Consider the following 13,449-nt stretch of genomic DNA (forward strand, 5'->3'; position numbering starts at 1 on the left):
GGTTATCGATGAGTCTTACTCTTAATGCTGGGCATATTTTAGACACAATTGAGATGATTGAAAAATATCGTCTCGATATTCGTACGGTGACAATGGGTATATCACTGCTTAGTTGTACCAGATCAACGATGGAAGAAACCTGCCAGGCCGTTTATCAACGGGTAACTCAACAAGCTTCACGACTTGTGGAAGTCTGTGAAAGCATTGAAAGGGAACTAGGGATACCGATTGTTAATAAGCGGATATCCGTTACGCCCGTGTCCTTAATAATTGGTGGATTATCGGGAAATCCGACTGAGATTGCGCAAACCCTTGATAAAGCTGCATCTGAGGTTGGAGTGAACTTTATTGGTGGCTATTCCGCTCTCGTTGAAAAGGGAGCCACTGAAGCAGATCAACGTCTCATCGAGTCTTTACCTGAAGCCCTCAGCACCACTAATGTTGTCTGCGCTTCAGTTAATATCGGGTCTTCGCGCGCCGGCCTTAACATGAATGCCGCATCTGACCTGGGACGAGTTATTTCTCACGCGGCCCGAATCACCGCAGCAGAAAACTCCATCGCGTGCGCGAAATTGGTGGTTTTTGCCAATGCTGTCGGTGATAACCCCTTCATGGCAGGAGCCTTTCACGGTATCGAAGAGCCAGATTGTGTTATATCCGTTGGGGTATCGGGTCCTGGCGTTGTGGACCGCGCCTTAGGCAACCTTGAGGATGCCAGTCTAGATCAGGTGGCAGAGGAAATTAAGAAAGCTGCATTCAAAATCACCCGCTGTGGTCAACTCGTGGGGACGATGGCAGCTGAACGGTTAGGAGTTCCCTTCGGAATAGTTGATCTATCTCTTGCTCCTACCGCAGAACTAGGCGATTCCGTCGCACATATCCTAGAACATATGGGGCTAGACCAAGTAGGTACTCACGGTACAACTGCCGCCTTGGCACTGCTTAATGACGCAGTCAAAAAGGGCGGCATGATGGCGTGTTCACGAGTGGGAGGTCTATCCGGTTCCTTTATCCCCGTGTCAGAAGACCGAGGCATGATTGATGCCGTGCGAGCTGGTTCAATAAGCATTGACAAACTCGAAGCCATGACGGCCATCTGTTCGGTAGGCCTGGACATGATTGCGATTCCCGGTGATACTCCACCAGAAACTATTGCCGGAATGATTGCTGATGAAGCTGCTATCGGCATTATGAATCATAAAACCACCGCCGTTCGCGTCATCCCTGTGCCTGGCACAGTTGCGGGTGATGAAGTGAACTTTGGTGGTCTACTAGGCTATGCCCCAGTTATCCCGGTAAATAAGGTATCCAACCGTGCCTTTATCCACCGGGGTGGTTTTATCCCTGCTCCTGTGCATGGCTTCCGTAACTAAAAGCCATGCCCTGCTCAGCTAGGATTGGGCAATAATCTGGCCAACTCGCTCATTGCCCAGAGCAGTCATGTGCACCGGCATATTTCGGTGTTGCCCAAGATCAATAAGCCCGCCGAACCAGCGCTCTCCATCCGGAGCGCACATGCTGTGTCCTACTGACGCAGGTTTGAGATCCACAAATTGAGTGTGAGTACGATCTGCGACATTGCGCAGCATATCATCTGAAAGCCACTCAATATAAGTGATGAAATCAAAGAACTCACGGCTATGGATATTATTACCCATTTGCGCTAAACAGGTGTGGTGGTCATCGGTGATACTGCTGTATCCAACAATCTTAATTTTGGCTTGGGGAGCAGCCGCCCGGATCCGTTCTACCTGGGCAGATGCACCATCGACCACATAGTTACGGATATCATTTTCGGTTACACCACTCATCAGCGGGCCGTACGTGTTATTAAAGCCGATGTTGACCAGCACCACCCGGGTATCTGGACCTAAAGCACCGTCCGCAATTGCCCGATCAACTTCTTTATCAAAACGATTTTCACCACCAAAGACTGTCGCTCCGGCGCAGGAGTAGTCCTGGGGTTCTAACCCCATGTTCCAAGCTGCATGCTTGGCAAAACCCCAGGGATCGGTGGGACACGGGTTAGCGTTGGGGTCAATGCGTGATTGTGCTTCTGCTTCGAGCGTCGGGTTCGCCATGATGGAATCCCCGAAGGACACCAGGTTTCCGGGGGCTGCATTGGCCACTCCCGGAGTCAAACACAATCCCATAGCAGCGGTTATTGCCAGAACCGCAGTTTTTAGGGGACGCATATTCATAAGACTTTGCCTTACTGCCGGTGTGTCGTCTCATCGACGTACTGCCCCACACCGGGCTTCCTCGGTCGGTTGATTCGGTTGGTGGTGAGCAATCCTCAAAAAACGACGTTAGTTTTCATTTGAGAACAGTTCACGCTCTGTAAGTTTATCGAAGAAATTTTTCACCGTGTTACATTTTCTTTCAAAAAAATTTAGCTTTTTTAGCTGTTTTAAAAGAAACATTAATTTCATGGCGTGACCTGGGAAAATAAAATAGACATCTCTGTCCATTATCGCCGAACCGCTTAATGCAATAGGATCGGAACAACCTATTCAGAGCGGCCGAGAGATCCGGCTCATTGACGCCGCAGCAACCCCCGAAGCCTCGGAAGGGTGCTTCCGCCGGAAGTCAATAGGGAGAATTGTGTCCACCGCTCATCTTTATCAGGATTACCAGCCGGGAGTACCTTCTACTCATCCGACGGTGTCTTTTGAGTTGTATCCGCCCCGCGCTCAAGCGAGAACCTCCAGCGTATGGACGGGCATCAACCGGCTCATTGACGCAGCACCAGATTATGTGTCGGTAACCTTTGGCGCCGGTGGCGCTAAGGGCGATAGTCGCGACCGTTCGGTCCAAGTGCTGATGAATGTCTTAGATCAGCGACGAAAGCTCCCAGCAGTTGCTCATTTAACTTGTCTAGGGTCAACCCGCGGAGACATGGCAATGATTATTCGCCTACTGCTCCGTGCTGGTATTCGAGATTTCCTTGCTTTGCGCGGAGATCCTCCCAGCAAGGATCTACCTCTTTCCACTGAGGTAGAAACCATGACTCGGGCGGTGGACTTGGTTTACCTCATTCGAGAAATAGAGGCTGAGGTCCTTGATCCTGATAGACCAGAAGACCGGGTGTCTATCGCCGTCGCAGCTTATCCGGCCAGTAGCGGACAAGCTCGGGCTAATGACATTGCTGCCTTATTGGAGAAGCAACGCGCCGGGGCAGATTACGCTATTACACAGGTGTTTTATGACCCTGCGCAGTATGACTCCATGGTCAGAGAATTGACTTTAGCTGGTGGACGCTTACCGCTTATCCCAGGGATTATGCCCTTAAATGATTTACGCAGATTAGAAGCTTTGGAACGTCTTTCTGGAGTCCCAGTACCTCAAAGAATTGTTGATATTCACCGCAATCCTGATGATTCCCTGAGAGTGTGGCAATCACTTAAAGCCACAATTGAACTGATCGCCGGCGTTTTGGAAGCTGGTGCCCCTGGGATTCACCTGTACACCTTTAACCGCCCGCGGCCTGTCTTAGATGTTGTGGAGTACCTCCGAGGAGGTGGCTACCTCAACCGATATGGAAGCACCGGTGGCACCTCACGAATGCCCTTGCCACCGGACGTCGATGTAGAACTTGTGGGCTTAGCATTGCGACGTTTAACCCCCGGCGTGTAGCACTCCATAATCCGAACCCTTGATGAAAGGACCTAGCTTAACCATGTCGACCACGACCTTCCCGACTGCAAGTATTTTAGGCTATCCCCGCATTGGTGAACACCGGGAATTGAAATTTGCCCTGGAGAAATTCTGGAAGTCTAGCCCGGAAGATCGCGACTCTTATGCCGCTGAGCTGCATAACACCGCAGATGCGTTAAGTAAAAAACGCAATGATACTCTTTCCAGTTTGGGATTGGATCAAGAAGCCAGTATTCCTGAGGACTTCTGTTACTATGACCAGATTTTGGATTTAGTGTGCGCCTTGGGAGCAACTCCCGATAGGTTCGCGGCTGAGCGAGACATCCTTGCACACCACTCCCCCGAATCTGCGGAGGCACTGGCCGCACAATTTACTATTGCCCGAGGCGAAGGCGACCGTGCAGCCCTCGGATTGACCAAGTGGTTTGACTCAAACTACCATTATCTTGTCCCGGAAATTGGTCCAGAAACTCAGTTCGAATTCCTGGGATCTCAACGCCTGGCGGGCGTCGAACACTATCCTCATATGCGCCCGGTTCTTGTTGGGCCAGTCACCTTTCTCCTGCTCTCTCGTGCTAGTGAAAGCGCACCGGATGACTTTCATCCGCTCTCACGGCTAGACGATGTCCTGGGTGCCTACGAAGACTATATTGCCGCTTTAAGCTCCGTGGGAGTGAGCTGGATTCAATGTGACGAACCTGCCTTAGTATCTGACCGCTGGAGCATCCCTCGGAAAGACATTTTAGCTGCGGTGAAGCGGGCGTATCAGGGCCTAGCTGCAACGGCTAAACCTCGCCTGGTAGTTGCCTTATCCTATGGTCACGCAGCCGATGCTGTGGATGTCCTAGCTGAAACGCCGGTAGCTGCGGTCCATATTGATACTGTTCGGGGGCGCTGGCCTTCCGCTGAGGAAGCGCAGCGCTGGTCTCAGTCGTGGCGGGACCGTACACTGGTAATTGGTGCTGTTTCTGGCCGCAATATTTGGCGAGCTGATTTATCTGGGATCTTTAACAATCTTGAGCACCTCAAGGAAAATCTTCACGAGGATGTCCATCTTGCGGTCAGTACCTCTACCTCTTTGCAGCATGTTCCCTACGATGTTTCTTTGGAAACATCTCTTGATCCAGATATTCGTTCCTGGTTAGCTTTTGCCCACCAAAAAGTTGAAGAAGTAGCGATATTAGCGCGGGGACTCAATGAAGGTAAGGCAGCTATTGCCTCACAGTTGGAAGAAAACCAGGCCATTTTGGCGGCTCGACGCGCCCACCCCGGCGTACATCGCGCCGATATTCGGCAGCGTACCGCGGCGATTAATGAAGCTGATCGACACCGTGCCCCCTATCCAGAGCGGCTAGCCGCTCAAGAAAAGGCTTTGAATCTTCCGCCTTTACCCACCACTACTATCGGCTCTTTTCCGCAGACGTCGGATATTCGTCAAGCTCGAGCTGCACACCGTCGCGGCGACTTAAGCACGGAGGACTATAAGGCAGCGATGCGGAAGGAAATTCACCACGTCATTAGAGCACAGGAAGAAGTCGGTCTCGATGTTTTAGTGCATGGAGAGGCCGAACGTAATGATATGGTGCAGTATTTTGCGGAGCATTTCGACGGTTTTCTTACCACTACCCACGGCTGGGTTCAATCCTATGGTTCTCGGTGTACCCGCCCCTCAATTTTGTGGGGCGACGTCTCCCGACCCGCACCAGTGACCGTGGAATGGTCAGGATACGCAGCCTCGCTGACAGATCATGTTCTCAAAGGGATGCTGACCGGGCCGGTCACAATCATGGCGTGGTCTTTTGTTCGCGAGGATATTCCGTGGTCAGAGGTGGCAGATCAACTTGGCTTAGTATTGCGTGATGAAATTAAGGACCTGGAAGAAGCCGGCGTAGGTGTGATCCAAGTAGATGAACCTGCTATTCGCGAACTTCTTCCTCTCCGCAGTTCCGAGGAAGGAGAATATTTACGCTGGTCAGTAGGGGCATTCCGGCTCGCTACTGGCGGTGCACGTCCGGAAACCTCCATCCATACTCACCTGTGTTACTCAGATTTTGCCACGGTGGTTGATGCTATTGACCGCCTCGATGCAGACGTCACGAGTATCGAAGCATCACGCTCCAAGATGGCCGTCTTACCGGCGATAGCCGAGCAGGGATTTGAACGCCAACTAGGTCCAGGTGTGTGGGATATCCATTCCCCGAGGGTTCCATCTGTAGCAGAAATCGGCGGGCTTATCCGTCGCGCTACCCACGCCCTGGATCCTCGACAAGTGTGGGTTAATCCGGATTGCGGCCTAAAAACCAGGGGGTGGGAAGAAACCACTGCAACGCTGAAGAACCTCGTTGAGGCTACTCGGCTAGCTCGTCAGGCCAGTTCCACCAACTCTAGGTAATCATCTGACCATAAATCTTCGGTGCCGTCGGGGAGCACAATTACGCGTTCTGGCTGGAGGGCTTTGACGGCACCGGGATCATGGGTAACTAACACCACGGCTCCGCGATAGGTACGGATAGCATCAAGTACCTGCTCCCGGGACACTGGATCAAGGTTGTTGGTGGGCTCATCCAGCAGTAGCACATTTGCCTGGGAACTGACTAGACACGCCAAAGCTAAGCGTGTCTTTTCACCCCCGGACAGTGTTCCGGCCCGTTGTGCCAACTGCTCCCCGGAAAACATAAATGCGCCTAACACGCCGCGAAGATCTTGTTCCCCAGCGTCCGGACATGCCTGAATTGCGTTTTCCCACACTGAGGCAGAGGAATCTAGAGTGTCATGCTCCTGGGCGAAATATCCAATTCTTAGCCCATGCCCACTGACAATTCCTCCTTCCCCATCGGAACGTTCAACCCCGGCCAATAATTTCAAGAGGGTGGTTTTGCCGGCACCGTTGAAACCTAGAACCACCACCCGCGATCCACGGTCAATGGCTAAATCAACTCCAGCGAAGACTTCCAAGGATCCATACATCTTCATTAAACCGGTGGCGTTGAGCGGAGTTTTGCCGCACGGTGCGGGTTCGGGGAAAGAGATATGAGCGACGCGATCAGCTTGTCGAACCTCGTCAAGATTATTCATTAAGCGTTCAGCACGAGCAGCCATTTGTTTCGCAGCTTTAGCTTTGGTCGCTTTCGCTCCCAACTTTTCCGCTTGTTGTTTTAAAGCTGAGGCCTTCTTTTCAGCATTAATCCGCTCACGTCGGCGCCGCGCTTCGTCCGTAGCACGGGCTTTTTGATAACGCTCAAAATCCATGTTGTACACATCGGCTTCGCTTCGAACAGCATCAAGAAACCAAATCTTATTGCATACCGCTTTGAGCAAGTTAACGTCGTGGGAAATCACCACCAAACCGCCCTCGTGCTTTTCCAAGAAGCCGCGTAACCAGGTAATTGAATCAGCATCAAGGTGGTTGGTGGGTTCATCGAGCAATAACGTAGTACGCGATTTTCCAGAACCAGCTGAAGCGGCAAAAAGAATTTGCGCTAGTTCCACCCGGCGGCGCTGACCACCGGATAAGGTGTGCAAAGGTTGATCCAATATGCGAGCTTCAAGCCCTAAGTTTTCACAGATTTGGGCTGCTTCTGCATGGGCTTCATATCCGCCTAGCTGATGGTATTGCTCCTCAAGACGCGAGTATTTCTTGATGGCGCTATCTCGGCGGCGCGGATCAGTCGTCGTTTCCATGATTTCTTGCTGACGATCCATACTGCTGCGCAATTTGTCTAAACCACGAGCTGAAAGCACCCGATCTCGGGCGCTGATCGTGATATCACCTTCCCGAGAGTCCTGCGGTAGATATCCCACATCCCCCGATGTCGTCACCGAGCCACCATAGGGCTTCGTTTCTCCCGCCAAGATACGCATGGTGGTCGTTTTTCCGGCACCGTTACGCCCTACCAACCCAATCCGATCACCTGGTTGGATACGCAGATGATGTCCGGGGGCGTGGAGCAAGGTCCGCGCCCCCACTCGAACCTCGAGATCATGGGTGACAATCATGGCTGGACAGTATAGCGACTGCTCACCTCGACCCGGCGATCGGGACAATATATGAAGCTGCGATTAAAGTGGTGAAGAACTGCTTAATTTTTTCTACACCTCAGGAGTTGCCGTGTCTGATCAACCCTCCACCGGGCCAACCCTTCGACGCAGTCTCCGAGCGCGCCACCTCAATATGATCGCCATCGGCGGCGCCATTGGCACAGGTCTTTTTGTCGCCAGTGGTGCCACCATCTCCGACGCCGGCCCCGGCGGAGCATTAGTGGCCTATGCTCTCGTCGGCATCATGGTGTGGCTAGTGATGCAATCTCTCGGTGAAATGGCCGCATTCCTTCCGGTAGCCGGTTCCTTCCAAGAATATGGAACCCGTTTCGTCTCCCCGTCCTTCGGCTTTGCGATGGGGTGGAATTATTGGTTTAACTGGGCAATCACCGTGGCTGCGGAACTCGTCGCCGCTGCTTTAGTGATGAAATACTGGCTCCCTGATGTGCCGTCAATCATCTGGTCAGCGTTGTTTCTAGCTCTTCTCTTTGGACTCAACGCCTTATCTGCGCGGGCCTATGGTGAAGGCGAGTTTTGGTTCGCTGCCATTAAAGTCACCACTGTTGTAGTCTTCCTCGTCATCGGAGTCGCGATGATCCTGGGAATCTTGGGAGGGCATGACGTCGGCGCCCACAACTGGACCACCGGTGACGCCCCCTTCGTCCATGGCGGACTTGGAATCTTGGCCGTATTCTTAGCCGCCGGATACTCTTTCCAAGGAACCGAACTCGTCGGCGTTGCCGCCGGTGAAGCTGAGAACCCGGAGGAAAATATCCCTCGAGCTATTCGAACAATTTTCTGGCGAATCCTGCTCTTTTATATCGGTGCCATCGCCGTCATCGGATTCCTCATCCCCTACACTGATCCGAACCTGTTGAATTCCTCCGAAGAAAACATCGCTATTTCTCCCTTTACTCTGGTATTTCACCGCGCTGGTATTGCCTTCGCGGCGGCATTGATGAACACCGTCATTTTGACCTCAGTACTATCCGCTGGAAACTCCGGGCTTTTTGCCTCAACCCGAATGCTTTTTGCCTTATCGCATCAAGGCCATGCACCGAAATTCTTCGGAAAACTCAACTCTCGGCATATCCCCATGCGCGCTCTTATTGCGACTACCTGCATCGGGATGGCCGGATTTATCACCAGCTTAGTGGGCGACGGTGCGGCTTATGAGTTCCTGCTCACCCTTTCTGCCCTCGCTGGTTTCATCACCTGGATGGGGATTTCCTGGTCTCATTATTGCTTCCGCAAAGCATTAGCAGCTCAGCATCATGACCTCAACGAACTGCCTTACCGATCTAGATTCTTCCCACTAGGAGCTATCATCGCTTTGCTGTTGTGCTTGGCGGTAGTAGTTGGCCAAGCCTACGAGCCCATGACTACCGGCGAAGGACTCTTTAGCGTTCTTGCCCCATACGCTGGGATTCCATGTTTCCTCGCCTTGTGGATCGGACACAAAATCAAAACAAGGTCACCCGCTGTTGATCCTGCTCATGCAGATCTAAGTCGGGATATGGCAAATCTCCCAGAGAACATCTAAACCGGGTGTCAGAGAGAGGAAAAGACTAATCACTGAAGCCCACGACACGGTGGCTTCAGTGCTTTTGGGCCGGACCCGGCTGAATATCAATCTCGGCGGATTACACCGAAAACCCGAGGGCGCGCAATTGCTCTCGACCTTCTTCGGTGATCATATGTGGTCCCCAGGCTGGCACCCACACCCAGTTAATAGTTAAGGAGTTCGCCGCACCATTACCCACCACCGCACTATGGGCTTGGTCTTCAATAACATCGGTCAGCGGACAAGCGGGGGATGTCAGTGTCATATTAACGACGGCGTCGTTCTCCCCCTCCATCCAGATGTCGTAGACCAACCCTAAATCCACCACATTGATACCCAATTCTGGGTCAATGACGTCGCGCAGGTACTCTTCCACGTCATAGGCTTGAGCGACCTGTTCAGCGGATTGCTCTGGTTTTTCCGGGACCGGACCAAAAGGATTTTCCGTCTGCGGTGCTGAAGGATTGTCCTCCATCTGTCTATTTCTCCTTTTCCTCTAAGGCTTGGGCAGTTGCCGCCTGAAACGCTTTCCACCCTAAAAGAGCACACTTTACTCGTGCCGGAAATTGAGCCACCCCAGCAAAGGCAACTCCATCACCGATTAGCTCTGGATCACCTTCTTCCTCACCTCGGGAGGTGATCATTTTTTCAAACGCAGCCAATTTTTCCATGGCTTCCTCAACGCTAAGCCCAATGATCTCTTCAGCCATCACGGAGGTTGAGGCTTGGCTTATGGAACACCCTTCGGCATCGTAGGACACGTCTTCAACCATGCTGCCATCTTCAGAGAGATGCACTCTCAAGGTGATTTCATCACCACATGAGGGGTTGACGTGAAAAACCTCGGCGTCGTAGGGGTCGCGCAGGCCCGCGTGCTGCGGATGCTTATAGTGATCCAAGATCACTTCCTGGTACATTGACTCGATTTTCATTTTCTCACCCCAAAGAACTCTTGGGCATAGATAATCGCCTCAACGAGACGGTCGATTTCCGACTCTGTGGTGTAGAGGTAGAAGGAGGCTCGAGCAGTAGATTGAGCTTTGAGACAGCGATGCAAAGGCCACGCACAATGGTGCCCAACCCGGACGCACACACCTTTACTATCCAACATCTGACCAAGATCATGCGGGTGAATCCCATCCACAACAAAACTAATAGCTCCGCCACGCTGAACCATGTCAGTAGGCCCAAGGATGTTTATTCCTGGTATCGCCATTAACTTTTCCAGGGCATAGGCCGTGATGTGTTCCTCATGAGCAGCGATGTTGTGCATACCGATTTCCTGAAGAAACCTCACGGCTTCGCCCAATCCGACAACTTGGCTATTCATCTGAGTGCCAGCTTCGAAGCGCTGAGGTGGCGGAGCAAACGTCGAACCTTCCATGCGAACTACCTCGATCATGGATCCACCGGTAAGAAAAGGCGGAAGCGTTTTGAGGATGTCAGCTTTGCCAAACAGAACTCCCACCCCGGTAGGGCCACACATCTTATGACCGGAGAATGCGGCGAAATCCACATCAAGGCTGTGAAAATCAACTGGCTGGTGCGGAACAGATTGGCAGGCGTCGAGCACAGTTAATGCGCCGACCTCCCGCGCCCGACGAACAATCTCCCCGACATCGCTGATAGCTCCGGTAACATTGGATTGGTGCGTAAAAGCTACAACCTTGACCGCGCTATCTAATTCCAGAGAATCCAGATCTATTCGACCATCTTCGGTAGCCCGATACCACCTTAGAGTTGCCCCGGTACGACGGCACAATTCCTGCCAGGGAACTAAATTTGCATGGTGCTCTAGTTCGGTGACAACCACTGTGTCGCCCTCGCCTACCTGAAGATCACCAGAGCGGTCATCACCCAGCACGAAAGCTACTGCATTTAAGGCCTCGGTAGCATTCTTCGTGAAACTAATTTCCTCATCACGCGCACCCACAAAAGCTGCAATATCTGCTCGAGCCTGTTCATAGGCGTCGGTTGCCTCTTCCGCAATCTGGTAAGCCCCGCGGTGAACAGGGGCGTTGGTGTGCAGAACAAAGTGTTCCTCAGCACGCCATACCCGCTCCGGGCGCTGACTGGTTGCCCCGGAATCCAGGTAGGCAACCGGCATATTATCTCTTACGGTGCGGGAGAGAATAGGAAACTGTGCACGGATCTGGTCTAGATCCAAGGCTTGGGTGGGTGTAGTCACGCTGAACCTCATAGGAATTTTTCGTAGCCCTCAGCTTCAAGCTGATCAGCTAACTCTGGACCACCGGTGGTGACAACTCGGCCATCGGCAAAAACATGAACTTTGTCTGGACGCACGTAGTTCAGGATTCGCTTGTAGTGGGTAATCATGAGGATTCCGCCGCCGGTTTGTTCCTGATAGTTATTAATGCCTTCGGAGACAATACGCAGCGCATCGACATCAAGACCAGAGTCGGTTTCATCCATAATGGCGAACTTGGGCTTAAGAATGTCGAGTTGGAGTACCTCGTGGCGCTTCTTTTCGCCTCCGGAAAAGCCTTCGTTGACGGAACGCTCACCAAAAGAGGCATCAATGGCGAGCTTTTCGCGGGCTTCTCGCACCTCCTTGACCCAATCACGCAGCTTAGGAGCTTCCCCACGCACCGCAGTGGCCGCGGACCGCAGGAAATTCGACATAGAAACCCCGGGGATCTCGGTGGGATATTGCATGGCAATAAATAGCCCAGCCCGCGCCCGCTCATCTACTTCAAGGTCGAGGATATTTTCCCCGTCAAGAAGCACTTCTCCTTCGGTGATTTCATAACGAGGGTGTCCACCAATGGTGTACGCCAAGGTGGATTTCCCGGAACCATTAGGACCCATAATGGCATGAGTTTCACCTGAGCTAATGGTGAGGTTAACCCCTTTGAGAATTTCTTTGGGCTGAGACGCCTCGTCGGTAGGAACCACACGGGCATGAAGATTTTTAATCTCGAGAGTGCTCATTTATTTCACAATTCTTTCTTTAGTTCGATGAGTCAGCAATACCGGCAAGTTAAAGAGAAACACCTTCAAGCTCAGCGGCGATGCGGTTTTCGAAGTCCTCCCGAATGTCATCAACGGCAATCCGGTTAATGACCTCAGAGAAGAAGCCGCGCACGATTAACCGTCGGGCAATATTTTCGGGAATACCCCGTGCCATGAGGTAGAACAAGTGCTCATCGTCGAAACGTCCGACGGTAGCGGCATGTCCAGCACCAGCGATCTCACCGGTTTCGATTTCCAGATTTGGCACCGCATCAGCACGAGCACCCTCGGTGAGTACTAAATTGCGGTTGACTTCATAGGTGTCCGTACCCTGCGCATTTGCGCGAATTAACACGTCTCCAACCCAGGCATTCCGTGCATCGGGTAACGCAGACTCCGGATCACCTTGGAGGGCACCCTTATACAAAACATTGGACCGACAATTAGGCACCGAATGATCCACTAACAAACGTTGCTCAAAATACTGTCCATCATCGGCGAAGTAAACACCGGTTAGCTCTGCATCAGCCCCAGGAGCAGTGAATTTAACCCTGGGTACTACCCGTACCACTTCCCCGCCGAAAATCCCCACGTTGTGACGCAAGACGGAATCCCGACCGAGGACAGCGACCTGAGAATTAAGGTGCAAGGCGTCGTTGTCCCAATCGAGATCAGTAATCAAGGTCAGGCGGGCATTGTCCCCGAGGATGATTTCAATATTGTCTGCGTGTGTTCCTGAACCTCGATACCGAAGATCAATCACAGCTTCAGCCCCGGAAGCTAGTTCTAATACGCTGATTCCAAAAGAGGTGTTATCTGCTCCCGTGCCTTGGATAGTTACCCGAATGGGTTCTTTGATGACAGCATCGCGATGAACCAGCAGATAGTCCGCTTTGGGTGCGGTGCTCCAGACCTGAGCGCCAACTCGATCCACAGCTCCTCCGGTGCGTCCGACGCGCGCATCATCGCGGGCGATGCGTTCCACCGTTACTTGCTGTTCAGCCCCAGCCGGAACTTCCACGCTGAAGTTCTGTTCCACTGGTGAACTAAATGAGCCATTGTGTAAGCCGCGGAGTCGTCGCAGCGGGATAAAGCGCCAAACTTCATCCCGACCCTTGGGGACATCAAAATCCTCAACATTAAAGGAGGTAAACAAGTCTCCCTTATTGTTGTGGGGAGTTCCTGATGAAACGGTAGTGGCAGTTTCAGCCATTATT

At 52.3% G+C, this 13,449-nt stretch carries 11 protein-coding genes and 1 riboswitch; of the genes, 4 read left to right on the forward strand and 7 right to left on the reverse strand.

What is annotated here, in order from left to right; genetic code table 11:
• The first annotated feature begins 8 nt into the window (after positions 1 to 8).
• Complete coding sequence (locus GP475_RS06080; protein ID WP_187975710.1) at positions 9 to 1,373, forward strand: PFL family protein; 1,365 nt, start codon at positions 9 to 11, stop codon at positions 1,371 to 1,373.
• Between the two features lie 18 nt (positions 1,374 to 1,391).
• Here GP475_RS06080 and GP475_RS06085 read toward each other — a convergent pair whose 3' ends face one another.
• The gene (locus GP475_RS06085) at positions 1,392 to 2,201 is read right to left on the reverse strand and encodes a GDSL-type esterase/lipase family protein (RefSeq protein WP_187975711.1); all 810 of its coding nucleotides are present in this window, start codon (positions 2,199 to 2,201) and stop codon (positions 1,392 to 1,394) included.
• A gap of 305 nt (positions 2,202 to 2,506) precedes the next feature.
• Positions 2,507 to 2,599: riboswitch (SAM riboswitch) on the forward strand.
• 5 nt (positions 2,600 to 2,604) lie between these two features.
• Here GP475_RS06085 and GP475_RS06090 point away from each other — a divergent pair.
• Together GP475_RS06090 and metE are read left to right on the forward strand one after the other, a co-directional pair.
• A complete protein-coding gene (locus GP475_RS06090; RefSeq protein WP_187975712.1) occupies positions 2,605 to 3,636 on the forward strand; it encodes a methylenetetrahydrofolate reductase in 1,032 nt (343 codons plus the stop codon).
• A gap of 43 nt (positions 3,637 to 3,679) precedes the next feature.
• Complete coding sequence (metE, locus tag GP475_RS06095; RefSeq protein ID WP_223144683.1) at positions 3,680 to 6,049, forward strand: 5-methyltetrahydropteroyltriglutamate--homocysteine S-methyltransferase; 2,370 nt, start codon at positions 3,680 to 3,682, stop codon at positions 6,047 to 6,049.
• Here metE and GP475_RS06100 read toward each other — a convergent pair.
• Entirely contained in the window at positions 6,022 to 7,653 is a 1,632-nt protein-coding gene (locus GP475_RS06100) for an ABC-F family ATP-binding cassette domain-containing protein (RefSeq protein WP_187975713.1), read from the reverse strand. The two genes, metE and GP475_RS06100, sit on opposite strands and share 28 nt — an antisense overlap.
• Positions 7,654 to 7,828: 175 nt before the next feature.
• Here GP475_RS06100 and GP475_RS06105 point away from each other — a divergent pair, with 175 nt between their 5' ends.
• Complete coding sequence (locus tag GP475_RS06105) at positions 7,829 to 9,238, forward strand: amino acid permease (protein WP_187975820.1); 1,410 nt, start codon at positions 7,829 to 7,831, stop codon at positions 9,236 to 9,238.
• Between the two features lie 100 nt (positions 9,239 to 9,338).
• On the opposite strand, the gene GP475_RS06110 is transcribed toward GP475_RS06105, so the two are convergent.
• Genes GP475_RS06110 through sufD form a run of 5 tightly spaced genes read right to left on the reverse strand, consistent with a single transcriptional unit; the run spans position 9,339 to position 13,445 of the window.
• Positions 9,339 to 9,734: a metal-sulfur cluster assembly factor gene (locus GP475_RS06110; RefSeq protein ID WP_187975714.1), complete on the reverse strand. Its 396-nt coding sequence runs from the start codon at positions 9,732 to 9,734 to the stop codon at positions 9,339 to 9,341.
• A gap of 4 nt (positions 9,735 to 9,738) precedes the next feature.
• Positions 9,739 to 10,191, reverse strand: a complete 453-nt coding sequence (gene sufU / locus GP475_RS06115) for a Fe-S cluster assembly sulfur transfer protein SufU (protein WP_187975715.1) — start codon at positions 10,189 to 10,191, stop codon at positions 9,739 to 9,741.
• Entirely contained in the window at positions 10,188 to 11,447 is a 1,260-nt protein-coding gene (locus GP475_RS06120) for a cysteine desulfurase (RefSeq protein ID WP_224400375.1), read from the reverse strand. Before GP475_RS06120 ends, sufU begins: the two co-directional genes overlap by 4 nt.
• An 8-nt stretch (positions 11,448 to 11,455) precedes the next feature.
• Positions 11,456 to 12,211 (reverse strand): Fe-S cluster assembly ATPase SufC, encoded by a 756-nt coding sequence (sufC, locus tag GP475_RS06125; protein WP_187975717.1) that lies wholly within the window; start codon positions 12,209 to 12,211, stop codon positions 11,456 to 11,458.
• Positions 12,212 to 12,260: 49 nt separating this feature from the next.
• On the reverse strand, positions 12,261 to 13,445 hold the full coding sequence (gene sufD / locus GP475_RS06130) for a Fe-S cluster assembly protein SufD (protein ID WP_187975718.1): 1,185 nt from the start codon (positions 13,443 to 13,445) through the stop codon (positions 12,261 to 12,263).
• Positions 13,446 to 13,449: the final 4 nt, after the last annotated feature.

This window comes from Corynebacterium poyangense (assembly GCF_014522205.1).
In the GTDB taxonomy this organism is placed as follows: Bacteria; Actinomycetota; Actinomycetes; order Mycobacteriales; family Mycobacteriaceae; genus Corynebacterium; species Corynebacterium poyangense.